At 70.5% G+C, this 18,830-nt stretch carries 19 protein-coding genes and 1 tRNA gene; 8 read left to right on the top strand and 12 right to left on the bottom strand.

Annotation, left to right across the window (positions count from 1 at the left end; genetic code table 11):
- Window positions 1-52: 52 nt before the first annotated feature.
- A complete protein-coding gene (locus QM517_RS01075) occupies window positions 53-580 on the bottom strand; it encodes a methylated-DNA--[protein]-cysteine S-methyltransferase (protein WP_283284534.1) in 528 nt (175 codons plus the stop codon).
- A gap of 200 nt (window positions 581-780) precedes the next feature.
- Between QM517_RS01075 and QM517_RS01080 the strand changes: the two genes are divergently transcribed.
- Window positions 781-4,488, top strand: a complete 3,708-nt coding sequence (locus QM517_RS01080) for a hypothetical protein (RefSeq protein WP_283284536.1) — start codon at window positions 781-783, stop codon at window positions 4,486-4,488.
- Between the two features lie 5 nt (window positions 4,489-4,493).
- Window positions 4,494-4,736 carry a hypothetical protein gene (locus tag QM517_RS01085; protein WP_283284538.1) on the top strand — a complete coding sequence of 81 codons (243 nt, stop codon included), beginning with the start codon at window positions 4,494-4,496 and terminating at the stop codon, window positions 4,734-4,736.
- Between the two features lie 143 nt (window positions 4,737-4,879).
- On the opposite strand, the gene mscL is transcribed toward QM517_RS01085, so the two are convergent.
- The 3 genes from mscL to QM517_RS01100 are packed head-to-tail and all read right to left on the bottom strand — an operon-like array spanning window position 4,880 to window position 6,231.
- Window positions 4,880-5,296 (bottom strand): large conductance mechanosensitive channel protein MscL, encoded by a 417-nt coding sequence (gene mscL / locus QM517_RS01090; RefSeq protein WP_077051974.1) that lies wholly within the window; start codon window positions 5,294-5,296, stop codon window positions 4,880-4,882.
- 41 nt (window positions 5,297-5,337) lie between these two features.
- On the bottom strand, window positions 5,338-5,616 hold the full coding sequence (locus QM517_RS01095) for an FmdB family zinc ribbon protein (RefSeq protein ID WP_077051973.1): 279 nt from the start codon (window positions 5,614-5,616) through the stop codon (window positions 5,338-5,340).
- An 18-nt stretch (window positions 5,617-5,634) separates the two neighbouring features.
- Window positions 5,635-6,231, bottom strand: coding sequence for a 5-formyltetrahydrofolate cyclo-ligase (locus QM517_RS01100; RefSeq protein ID WP_283284541.1), 597 nt, complete (start codon window positions 6,229-6,231; stop codon window positions 5,635-5,637).
- 66 nt (window positions 6,232-6,297) lie between these two features.
- Here QM517_RS01100 and galU point away from each other — a divergent pair, with 66 nt between their 5' ends.
- The 4 genes from galU to QM517_RS01120 all read left to right on the top strand — a co-directional run bounded on the left by galU (window position 6,298) and on the right by QM517_RS01120 (window position 9,090).
- Window positions 6,298-7,188 (top strand): UTP--glucose-1-phosphate uridylyltransferase GalU, encoded by an 891-nt coding sequence (gene galU / locus QM517_RS01105; RefSeq protein WP_077051971.1) that lies wholly within the window; start codon window positions 6,298-6,300, stop codon window positions 7,186-7,188.
- Between the two features lie 14 nt (window positions 7,189-7,202).
- Complete coding sequence (locus QM517_RS01110) at window positions 7,203-7,826, top strand: GNAT family N-acetyltransferase (RefSeq protein ID WP_077051970.1); 624 nt, start codon at window positions 7,203-7,205, stop codon at window positions 7,824-7,826.
- 66 nt (window positions 7,827-7,892) lie between these two features.
- Window positions 7,893-8,939, top strand: a complete 1,047-nt coding sequence (locus QM517_RS01115) for a hypothetical protein (protein ID WP_283284544.1) — start codon at window positions 7,893-7,895, stop codon at window positions 8,937-8,939.
- Window positions 8,940-9,017: 78 nt separating this feature from the next.
- Window positions 9,018-9,090, top strand: a tRNA-Ala gene (locus tag QM517_RS01120).
- A gap of 59 nt (window positions 9,091-9,149) precedes the next feature.
- On the opposite strand, the gene QM517_RS01125 is transcribed toward QM517_RS01120, so the two are convergent.
- Window positions 9,150-9,491, bottom strand: coding sequence for a winged helix-turn-helix transcriptional regulator (locus tag QM517_RS01125; RefSeq protein WP_077051968.1), 342 nt, complete (start codon window positions 9,489-9,491; stop codon window positions 9,150-9,152).
- A 78-nt stretch (window positions 9,492-9,569) separates the two neighbouring features.
- On the opposite strand from QM517_RS01125, the gene QM517_RS01130 reads away from it, so the two are divergent.
- Window positions 9,570-10,226, top strand: a complete 657-nt coding sequence (locus QM517_RS01130; protein WP_283284547.1) for an FMN-dependent NADH-azoreductase — start codon at window positions 9,570-9,572, stop codon at window positions 10,224-10,226.
- A 69-nt stretch (window positions 10,227-10,295) separates the two neighbouring features.
- Here the strand turns inward: QM517_RS01130 and QM517_RS18555 are convergent, their stop codons facing one another.
- The 6 genes from QM517_RS18555 to QM517_RS01160 form a co-directional block, all read right to left on the bottom strand.
- A complete protein-coding gene (locus tag QM517_RS18555; RefSeq protein ID WP_283284549.1) occupies window positions 10,296-11,225 on the bottom strand; it encodes a CPBP family intramembrane glutamic endopeptidase in 930 nt (309 codons plus the stop codon).
- 152 nt (window positions 11,226-11,377) lie between these two features.
- The gene (locus tag QM517_RS01140; RefSeq protein WP_283284550.1) at window positions 11,378-12,070 is read right to left on the bottom strand and encodes a hypothetical protein; all 693 of its coding nucleotides are present in this window, start codon (window positions 12,068-12,070) and stop codon (window positions 11,378-11,380) included.
- Window positions 12,071-12,321: 251 nt separating this feature from the next.
- A complete protein-coding gene (locus QM517_RS01145; protein WP_283284553.1) occupies window positions 12,322-13,608 on the bottom strand; it encodes an ABC transporter permease in 1,287 nt (428 codons plus the stop codon).
- Window positions 13,608-14,396: an ABC transporter ATP-binding protein gene (locus QM517_RS01150; RefSeq protein ID WP_283284555.1), complete on the bottom strand. Its 789-nt coding sequence runs from the start codon at window positions 14,394-14,396 to the stop codon at window positions 13,608-13,610. The genes QM517_RS01145 and QM517_RS01150 overlap by 1 nt, the downstream gene beginning before the upstream one ends.
- On the bottom strand, window positions 14,393-15,442 hold the full coding sequence (locus QM517_RS01155; RefSeq protein ID WP_283284557.1) for an efflux RND transporter periplasmic adaptor subunit: 1,050 nt from the start codon (window positions 15,440-15,442) through the stop codon (window positions 14,393-14,395). The genes QM517_RS01150 and QM517_RS01155 overlap by 4 nt, the downstream gene beginning before the upstream one ends.
- An 84-nt stretch (window positions 15,443-15,526) precedes the next feature.
- Window positions 15,527-16,285: an SDR family oxidoreductase gene (locus tag QM517_RS01160; RefSeq protein WP_278102148.1), complete on the bottom strand. Its 759-nt coding sequence runs from the start codon at window positions 16,283-16,285 to the stop codon at window positions 15,527-15,529.
- A 101-nt stretch (window positions 16,286-16,386) separates the two neighbouring features.
- Between QM517_RS01160 and QM517_RS01165 the strand changes: the two genes are divergently transcribed.
- Window positions 16,387-17,232: an MmyB family transcriptional regulator gene (locus QM517_RS01165; protein ID WP_283284559.1), complete on the top strand. Its 846-nt coding sequence runs from the start codon at window positions 16,387-16,389 to the stop codon at window positions 17,230-17,232.
- Between the two features lie 52 nt (window positions 17,233-17,284).
- On the opposite strand, the gene QM517_RS01170 is transcribed toward QM517_RS01165, so the two are convergent.
- Window positions 17,285-18,784 carry an amino acid permease gene (locus QM517_RS01170; RefSeq protein WP_077051961.1) on the bottom strand — a complete coding sequence of 500 codons (1,500 nt, stop codon included), beginning with the start codon at window positions 18,782-18,784 and terminating at the stop codon, window positions 17,285-17,287.
- Window positions 18,785-18,830 lie beyond the last annotated feature (46 nt).

Below are 18,830 nucleotides of genomic sequence, written 5' to 3' on the forward strand. Positions count from 1 at the left end.
CGAACGTCGGCGCCGGGGCGCGAATCCCCGCCCGCCTGCGCCCTCGCGCTCCCTAAGCCGGGGCGCGCAATCGGTCGGCGACGCCGTTCTCGAGGTCGAGCAGGAAATGCTTCACCTCGGGATGACCGCCGTACTCGCCGATGGAGCCGTCCGCGCGCACGACGCGGTGGACGGGCACGACGATCGAGAACGGCGTGTTCGCGCACGCCGTGCCCACCGCGCGCGCCGCGCCCGGCGAGCCCGCCATGATCGCGACCTCGCCGTACGAGGCGACCTCGCCGTAGGGGATACGCCGTGTCGCCTGCAGCGCCGCGCGCGTGAACCCGCCGACCAGACGCCAGTCGAGCGGGATCTCGAAGGCCCGGCGTCGCCCGTCAAAGTACTCGTCCAACTGTGCGAGCGCGTCGTGGGCGGGAGCGGGATCGGGGTCGGGGACGCCACCGAGACGGTGCGCGATCTCGGCGCGGGCGATGTCGACGCCGTCGTGCGCGACGTCGAGATGGACGAGCGCGTCGTCGACGAAGGTCAGCAGGATCGGGGCGAACGGGCCGTCGTAGACGGTGCTGGTGGCTGTGCTCATTCCCTCATCCTCATCACGCGCCCGAGGCTGCGCCGGGCTCCGAGTCAGATCGGTGGACGGTCCGTCGATTTCTCCGTCGGGGGAGGAACCGCCGATCCGCGCGGCGTGTCGCGCAATCCCGCGAAACTCGGGCCCGCTGCGCGCCTTCTGCGGGTGCCCGGCTTAGTCTGGCAGGTGTGTGGCGAGCTGAGGACGGCGTCGTGACGGGCGCCGAAGGCGACGTTCCGACGTCGATCGATCCGGGCGAGCTGCGACTGTCGGAGCCCGGCATCGTGGTTCGTCACGTCGCCGACCCCGAACGCGACCGCATCCGCACGGAAGCGGCCGCCCTCGGCGGTCGTTCCACGCTCCTGCGGTTCGACGACGCGGTCGACGCGGGCATCGACATCACCAAGGCGCACCCCGGCTCCCTGCCGCAGTTCATCACCGGTCGCGCCACTCTGCTGTCCAACCTCTTCCGCGACGAGGTGGCGTTGCGTACCGCGCGGATCGCCGCCGAGCGCATCACGGCGAAGAACGTCGAACTGCGCACCGCGCGCGGTCTCGAGCCGGTGCACCTGGCCGTGGGGCTCGCCGCGTGGAAGATCGGGGGAGTGGAGTGGTCCGCTCCCGTGCTCCTGCGGCCGCTCGCCATCCGCCGCCACAACGGCGACTTCGAGCTCAAGCTGCACGGCGCCTTCGTGATGAACCCCGAACTGGCGCGCGCCTTCCGCACGCATCTCGGCATCTCGGTCGACAGCACGGCCCTCGCGGGCCTCGCGTACGACCAGGGCGTCTTCAAGCCGCAGCCGGTCATCGACCACCTTCGCCGGCTGACGACGCACGTCCCGACGTTCGTCGTGCACCCGCGCCTGGTCATCTCGTCGTTCGCCGACGTCGGCTCCGGCATGGCGCGCGCCGCGGAGCACCTCGACGATCCGCTGCTCAACGCCCTCGCCGGGCACCCCGACGATCGTGCCCGGATCACGGTCCGTCGCGCCGATCCGGTGGTCGCGAGCCCCGACGAGCGCACCCCCGCGGCCGACACCCTTCTTCTCGACGCGGATGCCGAGCAGGAACGCGTCCTCGCCCGGATCGCCGCCGGTCACTCGCTCGCGGTCCACACGCTTCCCGGTACGGGCGGCACCCAGACGGTCATCAACGCGATCGGCCAGTGCGTGCACGCCGGCAAGCGCGTGCTCGTGGTCAGCGCGCGCCGCTCCACGCTCGACGGCATCCGTCACCGCCTCGCCGGTGTCGGCCTGACCGGCCTTGCGGTGTCTCCGACCCACGTGCGCCGTGACCTCATCCGTGCGATCGGTCGCAACGAGAAGGCCGAGCAGCCCAAGGTCTCCGAGATCGACGACGCGCTGGTGCGCCTGCGCGCGGTGCTGCGCGACTACCGTTCCGCTGTCACCGAGCCGCACCTGGCGCTGGGCGTGTCGACACTCGACGTGCTGCGGGCCCTGACTGCGCTGGCATCCCTTTCCCCTGCTCCCTCCACGTCGGCGCGATTCGATTTCGCCACCCTGGAGCGGCTCGCCGGTCGGCGCGACGCCGCCGCGAAGGCCCTGGCCACCGCGGCGCGGCTGGGCGAGTTCCGCTTCGGCCCCGACGACTCGCCCTGGTACGGCGTGAGCTTCACGCGGACCGAAGACGCCCGTGCCGCGCACGATCTGGCCGGAAAGCTGCACGCGCAGGACGTCCCGCGCCTCCTCGAGCGCGGGTACGAGCTCATCGCGCAGACGCGCATGCGTCCGTTCCAGACCGTCTCCGAGCTCGGCGCCTACCTCAAGCTGCTGCAGGGGATCCGCGAGTCGCTCGATCGCTTCAGCCCGACCGTGTTCGAGCGTCCGCTCGCGGAGCTCATCGACGCGCACTCGCCGCGCCGCGACTCCTCGGCGATGAGTGGCCCCAACCGTCGTCGCCTCAAGCGACTGTCGAAGGAGTACGTGCGGCCCGGCGTCCACGTACCCGACATGTACGAGGCGCTCGTGCGCATCCAGCAGCAGCGCACCGAGTGGCAGCGCGTCGTCGACGCGGGCGTCACGCCCGAGGTGCCGCTCGGACTCGCTGACGTCCACGTCGGCTGGCAGCGGGTGGATGCGATGCTGGGCGAGCTCGACCAGATCCTCGGCCGCCAGGGCTCCGACCGGCTCGCGACGCTTCCGGTCCAGGTCCTCGTGCGGACGCTCGCCGGTCTCGCAGCCGAGTCGACGTTCTTCGACAACCTCGTCGAGCGCGCGCAGCTGCGCGGTGAACTCGCGCGGCTCGGACTCGAGCAGCTCCTCGTGGAGCTGTCGGTGCGCCACGTTCCGGAGGACCGGGTCGGCGACGAGCTCGAGTTCGCGTGGTGGCAGTCGGCGCTCGAACACCTCCTGCGCACGGACCGCGCGCTCCTGGGCGCCAACACCACCGTGGTCGATCGCCTCGAGCGCGACTTCCGACTCGTCGACGAGGCGCACGCGGCGGCGGCCGGTCCGGTCCTCGCGGCCGAACTCGCGAAGCAGTGGCGCATCGGCATCGTCGATCATCCCGACGAAGCGGCAGCACTGAAGAGCTCGCTCAAGGACGGCCTGCACACCGCGCAGGAGATCTCGGATGCCGCGCCCACGCTGCTCCGCACGCTCGCGCCGGTGTGGTTGGCATCCCCGTACGAGGTTCCCGACGTCCCGATCGATCTCGCTTTCGACGCGGTGATCATCGCGGATGCCGCGGCCCTGTGTCTGGCGGAGGCGGCGCCGGCGCTCCTCCGGGCCCGCCAGGTCGTGCTGTTCGGCGATCCCGTCGTGCAGAAGCCCACGCCGTTCCGGGTCAGCGCGTCGCTCGCCCCGGCCGTGGACGACGAGGCCGACGACGTTCCGTTCGACGGGGTGTCGGTGTTCGAGCGGATCGCCGAGCTGCTGCCCGTCGAGACGCTGACCCGCAGCTACCGCGCGGGCGGCGAAGACCTCGCGCAGCTCGTCAACGACGCGTTCTATGGCGGCGAGATCGTGTCGCTGCCGTGGGCCGGCTCGTTCCTGGGTCGCGGCAGCCTGAGCGTCGACTACGTCGAGAACGGCGTCGGCGCGCCCGACCCGGTCAGCGGCGCCGTGGAGAGCCCGGATGCCGAGGTCGCCCGCGTGGTGACCCTGGTGGTCGAGCACGCGGTGAACCGCGCCTCCGAGTCGCTCATGGTCGTCACCGCCAGCCGCAGGCACGCCGAGCGTGTCCGCGCGGCGGTGGAGGCGGCACTCGCCGGGCGTTCCGATGTCGCCGCGTTCGTCTCGCGGGATGCCGCCGAGCCTTTCGCCGTGCTGACGCTCGAGGAGTCCGTGGCCGAGAGCCGCGACCGCGTCGTGTTCTCGCTCGGCTTCGGGCTCACGCGCCATGGTCGCGTGCTGAGCGACTTCGGCGACCTCTCGACCCCGGACGGCGAGCGGCTGCTCACCGTCGGGATGACGCGTGCCCGTCGGTCCATGGTGATCGTCTCGTCGATCCGTCCGTCGTCGTTCGACGACGGCCGCCTCGAGCACGGCGCCGCGACCCTCATGGGGATCCTCGGCAATCTGGCCGGGCGCGGTCGCGACGCGCGTCTGGAGGATCTGGCGGATCCGCTCACCCGTGCGCTCGCGCGCGAGCTGCGACGTCTCGGCATCGAGGTCGACCTCGACTACCGCGGCCTGCTGCCCTTGGTCGCCCGCTATCGCGGCAAGGCCGTGGTGGCGGAGAGCGACCCCGAGACGATCGGGGAGTCGCTGCGCGAGACCCTGCGTCTGCGCCCGCAGATCCTGCGTCGCCTCGGCTGGCACTACGTGCGCGTGCACGCGTTCGACCTGTACAGCGACCCCGCGGGTGTGGCATCCCGGATCGCAGAGCTCCTCGGCGCCGCCCCGGACGACTCCGCCGCTCCCGGCACGACCACCGAACCCCTCGACCTGAACGGGTGAGTGCGGTGGCCCCGACCCCGGATGCCACCGATCCCGACGTGCCGGACACGGCTGCGCCCACTTCGGCCGAGATCCGGCAGCCGATCGTCCGCGTGCGGGGTGCGCGGCGCGCGCGTCTGCTCCCCGCACCCGGCACGAGCCCGGAACCGGTGCCCGGGGACGACACCACCCGGGAGCGCCCCGCCGCGCCCGCGGCATCCGGTCCCAACGACGCGCAGCTGCTGCGCGACGTCCCGCCGCACTACTGACCCCGGCACCAGCGGGGACCTCGCCTACGGCCGGCGCCGCCCGCGCCCGCCGCCCGCATGCGAGAAACGCTCCCCACGATGGGAAACGGCGTGACGTGCCGTTTCCCACCGCGAGAAGCGTTTCTCGGTGAGGGTGCGCCGACTCAGGCGCGGGGCTGACGCTCCAGCAGGTCGCGGATCTGCACGAGCAGTTCCTGCTCGGTGGGGAGCTTCGGCTCGTCGGCGTTCTCGACCACGCCGACGCGGGCCGCCGCGCGCGCCTTCCAGCGGTTCATCGGGAAGACGAAGACGAAGTACACCACCAGCGCGACGGCGAAGAAGCTGATCACGGCCGTGATCAGGGTGCCGAGCGGGAAGGTGACGGTCTGACCGTAGAGCCCGGTGATGCTCGGTCCGAGCTGACCGTTCTCGTCGGGCACGTAGAAGATCTCGACCAGCGGGTTGATGATCGCACTGACGATGGCGTTGACGACCGCGGTGAACGCGGCTCCGATGACGACCGCGACCGCGAGGTCGATGACGTTTCCGCGGAGGATGAACTCCTTGAATCCCTGGATCACGACGTGGCTCCCTTTCCGCCGCGTCGCAGGATTCGGCGAAGTCAGGATGCCGGGGTGGACGCGGTCTTCGTCGACTCAGAGGTCGATGATGTCGAAGATCCCCCCGAGGTGCCGGATGCCGCGCCGGAGGACGACGCATTCGACCCGCGGGAGTCGGTGCGGTAGAAGCCCGAGCCGTTGAACGTCACGCCGATCGAGCCGTACTGCTTGCGCAGCTCACCGCCGCATTCGGGGCATTCGGTGAGGGCCGCGTCCGAGAAGGACTGGACCGCGTCGAAGCGGTGACCGCACTGCTTGCAGGCATAGGCGTAGGTGGGCATTGGCGTTCCTTCGGGTGTTCAGGCTGCGGAGCGGTCGATCGCGACCGTGCGCGTGGGGGTCACGATGCCCGAGACGGGCTGGTCGTGCACATCGCGCGGGACGTCGTCGACGAACTCGGAATCGAAGATCACGGCGTACACGGGCGGGCACTTCTCCATCGACCCGATGGTCTTGTCGAAGTAACCGCGGCCCCAGCCGAGACGCATCCCGCGACGGTCGACGGCGGCCGCCGGGATGACGAGGAGGTCGACGTCGTTGACGGCGATCGGGCCGAGGACGTCGCCGACGGGCTCGGGGAGTCCGAACAGCCCCTCGGCGATCTGGGCGTCGGGGGTGGCCACCGCCCAGTCGAGCAGGCCGTCTTCGCGCGTGATGGGGAGCAGCACCCGGATGCCACGGGCCACCGCGCCGGCCACGAAGGCGTGCGTGCCGGGTTCGGTCGTCGTCGACAGGAAGCACGAGATGCTGCGCGCGCCCAGGTGCTCGACGAGGGCGTCGAGTTGCACTTTGACGCCGGCCTCGGCGACCTCGCGCCCGTGGGCGGAGACGGTCTGGCGTCGTTCGCGCAGATCCGCACGCAGAGCGCGCTTGGCCTGCTCGATGCTGTCGGGCATGCAGTAAGTGTACGTGCGTGCGCAATCGGTAACAGCGCTGTCGCATGTCACCAGTAGGGTATGCGCATGCCTAACAAGCCCTTCAAGGCCGTGATCCCGGCCGCTGGACTCGGTACTCGCTTCCTTCCGGCCACCAAGGCCATGCCGAAGGAGATGCTTCCGGTCGTCGACAAGCCCGCCATCCAGTACGTGGTCGAGGAGGCCACCGCGGCCGGCATCGATGACGTCCTCATCATCATCGGCCGCAACAAGAACAACATCGCCAATCACTTCGACTCGATGCCGGAGCTCGAGTCGAAGCTGCGCGAGAAGGGCGACCACGACAAGCTCGCCAAGGTCGAGCACTCGTCCGACCTCGCCGACGTCCACATGGTCCGCCAGGGCGAGCCGAAGGGTCTCGGTCACGCCGTTCTCCGTGCCCGCAGCCACGTCGGCGACCACCCCTTCGCCGTCCTCCTCGGCGACGACCTCATCGACGAGCGCGACCCGCTGCTCGAGCAGATGCTCGCCGAGTACACCAAGCGCAACGCCACGGTGATCGCCCTCATGGAGGTCGACCCCGAGCACATCCACCTCTACGGTGTCGCTGCGGTCGAGCCCACCGAAGACGACGGTGTCGTCAAGGTGACGCAGCTCGTCGAGAAGCCCAAGGCCGAGGACGCCCCCTCGAACCTCGCCATCATCGGTCGTTACGTCCTCGGACCCGACGTCTTTGGCATCCTCGAGCACACCCAGCCCGGCAAGGGTGGCGAGATCCAGCTGACCGACGCGCTCGAAGAGCTCGCGAACGGCGGCGGCGACGGCGGCGGCGTGTACGGCGTCGTCTTCCGTGGGCGTCGTTACGACACGGGCGACCGCGTCGACTACATCAAGGCCATCGTCCAGCTCGCTTCCGACCGCGAAGACCTGGGGCCGGCCCTGCGTCCGTGGTTCAAGGAGTTCGCGGCGGGTCTCTGACCCGACGGGATGCCATGGATCTCTCCGTCCCACGACGGCACGGCGAGGTGTCGATCCGTCTTATTCGCAACCGTGACGCGCGCGTCCTCCAGCAGCAGCTGATCGACAACCGCTCGTGGCTGCGGCCGTGGGAGGCGACGAGCCCCGACGGGCCCGTCTCGTTCGACATGCGTCTGGGTATCCGGCGCCTTCTCCAGCAGTACCGCGACGGCCTCGGCGTCCCCTTCGTCATGGAGTGGGACGACGAGGTCGCCGGCCAGCTCAACGTGTGGGGCGTCTCCCGCGGATCGCTGGCGTCGGCGACGATCGGGTACTGGGTGGCGGAGGAGTTCGCCGGTCGCAACATCACGACGGTCAGCGTCGCGCTGGCGACCGACGTGTGCTTCACCGAGCTGAACCTCCACCGCGTCGAGATCTGCATCCGGCCCGAGAACCACGCGAGCCTGCGCGTGGTCGAGAAGCTCGGTTTCCGCTACGAAGGTCTCCGCCGCCGATACATCCACATCGACGGCGATTGGCGCGACCACTACGCGTTCGCCCTCGTGCGCGAGGAGGTGCCGCACGGCGTCCTCGACCGCTGGGAGCGGGGTCAGGTGCCGCCGGGTGCGGCCCAGGTACCGCCGGGCGACCGGCTGTAGCGATCCGCGGGCGCGACACGCGGACGGATGCCGAGGTGTGACCTCGTCGTGACCTACCGTTGTGCCATGGGTGGACAGGTTCTCGGCGGCGGGGTGATCGTCTTCGTCGCGGTCGCGCTGTGGTTGGTGTATCTGCTCCCGTCGTGGCAGAGCCGTCACCGTTTCACGTCGGCGGAGCGCAACGCGGTGCGTCTGAACCAGGCGCTGCGTGTTCTCGCGGAAACCGCGGAGACGCCGCGTGAGGTCCACCTCGAGCTCACCGCTCGCACGGCCCACCAGCAGCAGAAGATCGCACGGCAGGTGCAGGCGCACAAGGCGCAGACGGATCTCGCCGAGGCGAAGGCCCGGCTGGAGGTCGCCCGCCTGGAAGCGGCCCGTGACCGCGATCTCGTGAAGGAGCAGCGCGCGGCCGCTCTCGAGCTGGCCCGCGCCGAGCGCGCAGCCGCTATCGAGGTCGCGAAGGCCGAGCGCGCCGCGGCCCTCGAGAAGACGCGTGCCGAGCAGGCCGCCGCCGTGGAACGCGCACACGCCGAACGTGCGGCCGCCGTCGCCCGTCCCGAACTCCGCCGCGCCCGTGCACGTCGTCGTTTCCGTCTCGCCACGACGACCCTCGCGGGCCTGGGCCTCGCGGCCGCGGTGGTCGGTGGCATCCAGGTCTTCCTCGGGGCGGCCCCGGTGCTGCTCATCGCCGGGGGAGTGACAGTCGTGCTCGCCCTCGTCGTGCTGCAGCGGTTGTCGCGCGTCGCGGCTCGGGCGTCCGCCCGACCGGCCGCGATCGCGGTGGAGCGCGCAGCGGTCGAGGTGCAGGACTTCGGTGCGGTCGCCCCGGCGCCCCGCCCCACATGGACGCCGCGGGAGCTCCCGCGTCCCCTCGTCGCATCGTCCGGCTCGCGCGCTGCGGCGGTCGTCGAGGAGCAGCTCGCCCGCGAGGCTCTGCGCGCCGCCGCACGCGAGCAGGTCGCCCGCGAGATCGCCGAGGCGCAGGCGCCGACGCCGATCGAGGTCGCCCGCCCCGCCGCCGCATCGCCGTACGCGGCGATGGGCTACGTCGATGACTCCGAGATCGAAGACCACGTGCGCCAGCTGCTGCAGCGTCGCGCGTCGGGTCAGTAAGCACTCGGCGCGGCACGCCCGGGAGGTCGCCCCGGTCGGTCGGGGCGAGGGGTGCGTGATAGTGTTGTGGAGTTGTCCGGGCCTGTGGCGCAGTTGGTAGCGCGCCTCGTTCGCATCGAGGAGGTCAGGGGTTCGAATCCCCTCAGGTCCACCGAACAACGTGCGGCGCCTCTCCTCCGGGAGGGGCGCCGTTCTCGTTCCCGGGGAGGGTCAGCGCTCTGCCGGCGCCAGGTTCTCCCGCGCCCAGGCGCCGAGCTGATCCAGCACGGGCAGCACGCGACGCCCCGCGTCGGTCAGGTCGTAGGACACCGAGACGGGCGGGCCGGCGTCGACCGTGCGGACGGTGAGGCCGGTCGCTGCGAGCTCCGCGAGGCGGTCCGAGAGCACGGCGTCGCTGATCCCGGAGACGGCGCGGCGGAGACCGACGAAGGTCGTCGCGCCCGCGCCGAGCGACGACAGGATCATGCCGTTCCAGCGCTTGCCGAGCACCGAGAAGGCGAGCGTCACCGCGGCATCGCAGGCGCTGATCTCGGCATCCGGACTTTCCGTCACCCCTCCAGCCTACCCGTGCTACAGTCTGGCTAGTCGCTCTGTTTTACAGAGTAGCTCTCACTTTCTGATTGGAGACCCATGTCCCTGTTCCGCCTGGATGCCAGCATCCTCCCCGCCTCGAGCGCGAGCCGGTCGCTCGCCGATCTCGTCGAGCAGGAATGGGTCGACGCGCACCCCGACTCGGGCGTCACGCGGCGCGATCTCGCCACCGCACCGGTTCCGGCGACCGCGTGGGCCGACGCCGTCACGGCGAAGTTCGTCGCGGATGAGGAGCGGACCGCGGGGCAGCGTGAGGCGCAGGCCCTGGCGACGACGTTCGCCGACGAGCTCATCGGCGCCGAGGCGCTGCTGTTCGCCGTCCCGCTGTACAACTACGGCGTCTCGCAGCACTTCAAGACCTGGTTCGACCTCGCGTACACCGACCCCCGAATCGACCCGCAGGGCACGGCGCTGCAGGGCAAGCCGGCGACGCTGGTGACGGTGCTCGGCGGCAACTACGCACCCGGGACGCCCAAAGAGGGCTGGGACCACTCGACCGGCTGGCTCCGCCGCGTGCTCGAGGACGTCTGGGGGCTCGACCTCCGTGTCGTCGAGCGTCCGTTCACGCTCGTCGGGGTCAACCCGGCGCTCGACGCGTTCGCCGACACCGCTCTGGAGCTCAAGCTCAAGGCCGAGGGGGACGCGGTGACGTACGGTCGCGAGCTCGCGGCGTCGAAGAGCGCGTCGACCGACTGAGGCCTGGTCCCCGCAGGACCCCGGATGCCACGGCATCGGGGGCCCCGGGCGTCTGGAGCAGTCTCTCGATCAGCGCCGCACGCGGGGGAGCATCACGCCGCGCCGCACCGCGACCACCGTCAGCACGATCCCCACGCCGAGGGCCACCACGAGGAACGGCAGCGAACCCTCGCCGCCCACCGCGCCTCCGGTGAGCAGATCGGGTCCGACGAGGTCGGCGGTGAACAGGCCCTGTCCGGTGGCGTTGCCGGAGACGTGCAGACCGAACAGTGCACCCTGCGCGGCGTTGAGGCCGAGGTGGAGGGCGATCGGCATCCACAGGCGCCGCGTGAGGAACCACGCCATGTTGAGCGCGAGGCTCGCCGAGATGAGGACGAACAGAGCCGCGATCGGGCCGGCGGGGGAGCTGAGCGCATGCACGAGGGCGAACAGGACGCTCACCACGATCAGCGCGCCCCACGAGCCCACCCAGTCGTCCAGGATCCGCAGCAGGAATCCGCGGAAGAAGATCTCCTCCATCACGGCCGGACCGATACCGAACATCAGGCCCGTCACGATGCCCAGTCCCACCTGGACGCTCACGACGCGGTACACCGTCAGCAGGGCCAGGATGCCGACGGCCGCAGCCACGATGCCGACACCGATGAGCAGCCCCCAGCCGAACTCGCGGCCTGCCCCCGGAAGGGAGAACTCCGCGACACGACGGCGCGAGACGAACCGCACGACGAGGAAGAACCCGAGCGCGCTGACCGCGGCACCCACGAGGAACCCCGTGGGTGCCGCGGGACCGGCGGCGGCGAGGATCTCGCCGACCGTGGCACTCGCCTCGCCCGAGCTCATCAGCCCGAACATCAGCACGGCGCCGACCGTCATCGCCACCTGCGAGACCGCGTAGACGACGACGCCGAGGATGAGCTGCAGCACGCGGCGTCGTTCGGGGCGACGACTGCTCTGGAACGCGGGTGCGACCGCGGCTGCGGGGGAGGGCGAGATCGACACGGGACTCCTTCGGGTGGACAGCCCGAACCTAGGGGCTCGCTGCTCGCGGCCCCGCGCGCTCACCCCGGTGTTCACCTCGCGAGCCCCTCGACCGTCGCCTCAGGGTCCGGAGTGACGCGCGCACCCGGCGGTGGGGGCGGTCGCCGATCGCCTCAGTTCTCGTGCGGCTCGAGGTCGACGAGGCCCTCGAGGATGCCCCAGAAACCGAGCGCGGCGGGGTGCCACTCGACGAGTTCGCCGTCGAGTCCCGGCTTCGTGATGATGGTGTCGGCCAGATCGGGGTTCACGAGACGCCGCTGGGCGAGGCCTTCCACGACGGCGGCACCGAGCCCGGCGAGCAGCTCCGCGGAAGCGCCGGGGAGGAAGGAGAATCCGAGTCCGCTCAAGGCCGCGCCGTAGAACTCCGCGGTGCGCGCGATGAACATGTTCTCGGTCTGCTGCAAGGCTTGGACGAGACGCGAGCGCGTGTCCTCGTCGGCCAGGCTGCTCGCCGATGTGACGAGCGTCACGTGCGTGCGCCAGCCCACCGACTCGCTGAAGTGCTCGAAGTTCATGCGACCGGCGACCCGGACGGCCTCGCGCAGGACCGCCACGCGCCCCTCGTGGGACACGAGCAGATGCTGGTTGGCAGTGATGACGTCGTTGGCGGCCACCTGCGTCCCGGGATAGAACATCGCGTCGTGCGACTCCGACGATGTCGCCAACTCGACCAGCAGGTCGGCGAAGAACCGTTCCTTGGCGGGCCAGAGCCGGTAGAAGGTGCTGCGGGGGAGACCCGCCGTCCGGATGAGGTCCTCGATGCTCAGGTGCTCCAGGCTGACCGTCAGTCCCGACTGCGTCAGCATGGACAGCGCGGTCGTCAGAGCCGCTTGTCGCGTCTCGTCCGCCGACTGTCTGCTGCTGCGCCCTGGGGCGCCCCACCCTGGAGAGCTCATTCTGATATTCAACATCACAATCTCGATACTTGGAACTTGGCATTCCAAAACTGGACATCAAACTCGCGTCCCAGTACCGTGTGCTCAGGCCCGTTGTGCCTGGGCGGATGATTTTTGGGGGTCGCCCAGGCGCAACGAGCGTCGTGCCACCCGGTGCGAGGTCAGTACCGGATCGCGTCGATGACCTTCACCCGCACCGCGACGAGCGCGGGCAGCAGACCCGCGAGCGCTCCGACGGCGGTGGCCGCCGCCAATCCGGTGATCGCGGCATCCACGGGGAAGGGCGGGAAGTCGCTCACCATGCCCTGACCGATGAGGTCGCGCAGCCACGGCGATTGCACGATGAGGATGGATGCCATCACCCCCGCGGCTCCGGCCACGACCGTGGCGACGACGCTCTCCATCATCACCGCGAAGAACACCCGCCCCGCGGTGGCGCCGAAACTGCGTCGGATACCGATCTCGCGCACGCGCTGCTTGACCGTCACGAGCGCGATGTTCACCAGCCCGAGGGCGCCGAGGAGCAGGACGAGCACGGCGATGCCGATCACGACCATCTTGGTCACCAGGAACGGGTCGTCGCCGTAGGTGGCCCAGTCCTGACGGCTCACATTCACCTGAGTGCCGTCGCCGAGGGCCGCCGTGAGGTCACGCGTGACGAGCGCCGTGAGCTGGTCGGCCAGCTCGGGCGGCACCCACATCTCGTACTGCGACTGCGGTGCACCGCCGTACGGTGAGCTCGCAGCCGCGTCGGCCCCGCTGCGCCCGATCGCGGCCGCCTGGACCGCCTCCGCCTGGTCCGCGAGCATGAACATCGAGGGTTCGGTGTCCCAGGTCGACGAGGGCGTGACCCCCACGACGACCGCGGTCGCCCCTCCCGGTGGGATCCCGGATGCCGCGCCGGGCACCGCCTGACCGCCGAGCGCCACGACGGGGTGGGTGGACAGATCGGGGCGGCCCATCCGGTCCCAGAACACCTCGTTGACGATGAGTCGCGGCGCCAGCTGCTCGGCATCCGTCGGGGTGAACCACTCGCCCTCGAGCATCCGCACGCGGTGCATTTCGCCGTACGGCTGATCGACCGCCTGTGTCGCGACCTGGGCGACCCCGCTGACGAACGGGACCATCTGCGACGTCTGCTGCGCGCGTGTCGCGAACGAGATCCCGTAGCGCTGCACGACGTCGTTCCACGCGGCATCCATTCGCGTCGGATCGATCTCGCCGCCGTTTCGGAATGCCGAGACGTTCAGGCTCGCCGGGCGGCCGCTCTGCCGTTCGCTCATCTCCTGGTTGGCCTGCTGGACGATCGCGCCGAGGGCGACGACGGTCGTGAGCGAGCACACCGCGACGGCCACCCCGATGAGCGACAGCAGCACGCGGGTGCGGTGGACCCGCACCTCCTGCCACGCCTCGAGCAGCGAGCCGACGAGGCTCGACACCGCGCGCATCAGCCGCCCTCCCCGACGACGGCGTCGACATCGGTCTCGACATCGGTGGCCTCGGCGGGTGCCATCTCCCGGACCTCGCGGCGCGTGCGGGGTTCGAGCGTCGGGTCGTCGACAGGGGTGAGGATGCCGCGATCGAGGCGGAAATGCCGGCGGGCGCGGCGCGCGATCATCGGGTCGTGCGTGATGACGACCTGGGCGGCTCCCGTGCGCTCGGCGACCTCGTCGATGAGTTCCATCACGCTCTGACCCGTGTCGAGGTCGAGGGCGCCGGTGGGTTCGTCGGCGAGGATCAGCCGGGGCCCGCGCACGAGGGACCGCGCAATCGCGACGCGCTGCTGCTCGCCGCCGGACAGACGGTCGGGCATGCTGTGGAGGCGGTGTCCGAGACCGACGAGGTCGAGCATGTCGGCGGCGATCTTCGTGCGCCGCCAGAACGTCCGGCCGCTGGAGTACAGCAACGGCATGGTGACGTTCTCGAGGGCGGTGCGCCCCTGCAGCAGGTTGAACTGCTGGAAGACGAACCCGATCGCCGCACCCCGCAGCCGGTCGCGACGCGCCGTCGACAGGCGACGGACGGGTGCGTCATCGAACGTGATCTCGCCGCTGGTGGGCAGGTCGAGAAGCCCGAGGAGGTTCAGGAGCGTGGACTTCCCCGAGCCCGAACGGCCGACGATCGACACGTGATCGCGCGGTTCGATGGTGAGGTCGACGCCCGACAGGATCGTCAGCGCCGGCTGGTCCGGCGGGAGGACCGTGCGAGTGACCTCGCGCAGTTCCAGCAGGCTCACGGCTGCAGAGCCGATTCGCAGAACATCGACCCGTCGGGGTACGCGGTGCACCCGTCCGGAGTCGTCGCCATCGCGCCCGGGGCGAACTCGAGGACCTCTTCGCCCTCGGTGAGCCCGTCGGTGATCTGTACCTGAGTCCCGTCGGTGAGGCCGAGGGCCACCGCGCGCTCCTCGGCTGCGCCGTCCGGGGTCGACACCCAGACGGTGCCGCTCTGCGCCGCACCGCGGACGGCGGTGGTGGGGACCACGAGCACGTTCTCGGCGCTGCCGCCCGAGATCGTCATCTCCGCCGCGAGGCCTGCGAAGACGGTGACGTCACCCGGCACCGCGCACGTCGCCGTCGTGCCGGAACCCGTCGTCGAGCCGGATCCCGCGCCGCCGCCGCCCGCCGACGATGCGGACTCGTCCGTCGAGCTGCCGGCGAGGGGTGTGGTGATGCGCAGGTTCGTGCAGGTGAAAGCCGCCGGACCCCCGGTGATCGTGACCGATGCGTCGCCGGGGCGGTTGAGGAGGCGGTACTGCTGCGCCGGCTCGAGGTTGCCCGAGACGGAGAACGACGGCGGAGCGACGTTCCCGGCGGCCGCTCCGACGGTGAGCTCCTGCCCCGCGATGACGGACAGGGAACTCAGGGTCCCCGCGATGGGCGCCACGACATCCTCGTAGCGGAAGATCGCCGGCTTCGGGTTGCCCTCGGCATCCACGCTGTCGGCCGGGTCGCGTTCGATCGGGACCTTGACGTTGAAGATCACGTCGCCCGCCGAGACGGTGGCTCCCTGGGAGACGAAGATCTTGTTGACGGTCCCGCCGGCGGTCGATCTCAGGGGCACCGCGGGATCGGCCGACACCGTCGCCGTGATCACGACGTCGTTGGTGATCGTGCCCGATGTCACGGGAACGCGCGGCTCGACGATCGTCCCCGTCGGTTGGGCCGGGTCGGCCTCGGCCGGGCCATCCGGGAAGAAGGCCAGTTTGATCAGCGCGACGGCGATGACCGCCACCAGAAGCATGCGCAGGATCGGGAAGACCCATGTGCGTGCGATCCCCATGAAGCCCCCCGGACCATGATCGTCGTTTTCCCTTCACCCTAGGGGATGGGCGTGACGGTCCCCGGCCCGGGGGATGCCGCGAGGTCAGTGGGGGTCGGCGGCGTTGAGCGCCCGGACCGTCTCGGCGTAGTCGCCGCGCGCCTCGGCGTGCCGGAGGAACCCGACCCGTTCGACCTGGATCTCGGTGGCGTCCGGCTGCTCGCGAAGGATCGCCATGACCTCGTCGGCGAACTCCTCTAGCGGCATGGCGAACGAGCTCTCCCGCTGACCGGGGAGGAGGTCGGTCGCGACGGACGGCGGCTCCAGCTCGACCACCGCCACGGACGTGCCCTCGAGTTGCAGCCGCAGGGACTCGCTGAACATGTGGATGGCGGCCTTCGTCGCGTTGTAGGTCGGGGTCGCCCGCAGCGGGACGAACGCCAGCCCGGAGGACACCGTCATGATCGTGGCCTCCGGCTGCCGCTGCAGGTGGGGGAGGAGGGCGGCGATGAGACGGAGCGGGCCGAGCACGTTCGTCGTCACGGTCTCCTCGGCGGTCGCCAGGACGGCGGATCCTTCCCGCCAGTCCTCCACGCGCATGACCCCCGCCATCGCGATCAGCGTGTTCAGCCCCGGATGCCGCGAGATCACCTCGCGCGTCACCTCCGAGATGGATGCCGCGTCGGCCGTGTCGATGCGGACGGTGTCGATGCCCGGGTGGGTGCGGGCGATCTCATCGAGCCGCTCCTGCCGGCGTCCGCCGACGATGACGGTGTTGCCGGCGGCGACCAGCCGCTCCGCGAGGGCGAGGCCGATCCCGCTCGTGGCCCCGGGGATGAAGACGGTGTTTCCGGTGATGTTCATGTCGTCAGTCTCGGCTCGGGGGCCGAGTGGCATCCAGGTTCCCTCGATCGGGGGACCGTCGATCCCTGGATGCCGAGCCACTGTGCGCGCAGGATGGAGGCATGGACCGAAGTGGCATGGCCGACTTCCTCCGCGCGCGGCGGGAGGCGCTGCGACCCGGCGACATCGGCATGGCGGAGGGCGCGCGGCGTCGGACGGCGGGTCTGCGGCGCGAAGAGGTGGCCGCCGCGGCCGCGATGTCGGTCGACTACTACACGCGCCTCGAGCAGCAGCGGGGTCCGCAGCCGAGCACGACCGTGCTCGCCGCGCTCGCGCGGGCACTGCGCCTGAGTCGCGACGAACGCGACTACCTCTTCCGTCTCGCCGGTCATGCCGTGCCCGATCGGCTCGGGCGCGCCGATCATGTCTCGCCGGCGCTGCAGCGCGTCTTCGCGCGCCTGTCGGACACTCCGGCCCTGATCATCTCCCACCTCGGTGAGACGCTGGCGCAGAACGCACTCGGCATCGCGCTGCTGGGCGACCACGTCGGCGCGCGCGGATGGGCGCGGTTCGAGGCGTGGAGGTGGTTCGTGCCGCCGTGCGGGGACCGCGAGATCTACCCCGCTCACGACCGTGAACGCCAGAGCAGGGCCATCGTGGCGGGTCTCCGTGCCGCCTACGGTCTGCTCGGCCCATCCTCGACCGCGGGCGAGCTCGTCGCCGAGTTGCTGCCCCGCAGTGAAGAGTTCCGCGCGCTGTGGGAGCGCCAGGAGGTCGCCCAGCGCTTCGCCGATCACAAGGTGCTCGTGCATCCCGAACTCGGCGACATCGAGGTCGACTGCCAGGTGCTGTTCACCGAGGACCGCGCTCAGGCGCTGCTGGTGCTGACCCCGGAGCCGCGCAGCGAGGCGGAGGAGAAGATCCGCCTGCTCGGAGTCCTCGGCGTCCAGCGTTTCCCGGCGGGCTGAGACGACGGATGCCGCGCCCCGGCGTGGGGGCGCGGCATCCGGTGTCCGAGGGTTACTGCTTCGGCGGACCGACCACCCGCGGCACCGACGGGTCGAGCAGGTCTCCCGTGCCGACGCGCGCGTGACGGCGCGAGTACGCGAAGTAGACCACGAAGCCCAGCGCGAGCCAGATCAGGAACCGCAGCCAGGTCTCGACCGACAGGTTGAGCATCAGGTACGTGCAGATCAGGGCCGACAGGATCGGAAGCACCGGGTTCAGGGGCACGCGGAATCCGCGCTTCAGGTCGGGGCGCGTGCGCCGGAGGACGATCACGCCCACCGAGACGAGGACGAAGGCCGACAGCGTCCCGATGTTGACCATCTCCTCGAGCACCCCCACCGGCGTGACGCCGGCGACGACCGCCACGATGAGCGTCACGACGATCGAGATCACCCACGGGGTGCGGAAGCGGGGGTGCACCTTCGCGAGACGCTGGGGGAGCAGACCGTCGCGCGACATGGCGAAGATGATGCGGGTTGCGCCGATGAGAAGGGTCAGCACGACCGTGGTGAGACCGGCGACCGCACCGGCGGAGATCACCGTCGCCATCCATCCCTGCCCGTGGTAGACGAAGGCGTTCGCGAGAGCGGCCGCGGGATCGAGGTCGCGGTACGACACCATGCCCGTCACGACGAGGGCGACGGCGCAGTAGAGGATCGTGCAGATCACGAGCGACGCGATGATGCCGATCGGCATGTCGCGCTGCGGCTTCTTCGTCTCCTCGGCGGTGGTCGCGACGACGTCGAAGCCGATGTACGCGAAGAACACCAGTGCGGCCCCCGCCAGGATCCCTCCCACGCCGAAGGTCGCCGGCTCGAGCCCCGAGAGGAACTGCAGCAGGGGCTGCGTGAGGCCCGAAGCGGCCTCGGTCGGCTCGCTCGCGGGGACGAACGGCTGGTAGTTCGCGGGGTTGATGAACATCAGACCGGCGATGATCACGAACAGGACGATGAAGAGCTTCACGGCCACGAGCACCAGGTTGACGCGCAGCGACTCCTTGATGCCGACGGTCATGAGACCGCCGAGCACCAGGACGAGCAGCACCGCGGGAAGGTCGATCACCCCGCCGTAGGAGACCTCCGGGGGCAGGACGATCCCGAGCTGTCCGAGGAAGGCGCCGAGGTACGCGCTCCATCCCTGCGCGACGACGCTCGCCCCGAGGAACATCTCCAGGATCAGGTCCCATCCGATGATCCAGGCGAACAGCTCGCCGAGGGACGCGTAGGAGAAGGTGTAGGCCGACCCCGACACGGGCACGGTCGACGCGAACTCGGCGTAACACATCGCCGCGAGTCCGCAGGCGATGGCGGCCACGACGAAACTGAGGACGATCGCGGGGCCGGCGACTTCGTGCGCGGCGCGTCCGGTGAGCGTGAAGATACCGGCGCCGATGACGACGCCGACGCCGAAGACCGTGAGGTCGAGAGCGCTCAGGGACTTCTTCAGCCGGAACTCCGGCTCATCGGTATCGGCGATGGATTGCTCCACCGACTTGGTGCGGAAAAGACTCACGCGACACTTCCTCCGTCCGGCGCTCCAGGAGCGAACGCCACCTCGG

Source organism: Microbacterium sp. IEGM 1404 (assembly GCF_030056775.1).
In the GTDB taxonomy this organism is placed as follows: Bacteria; Actinomycetota; Actinomycetes; order Actinomycetales; family Microbacteriaceae; genus Microbacterium.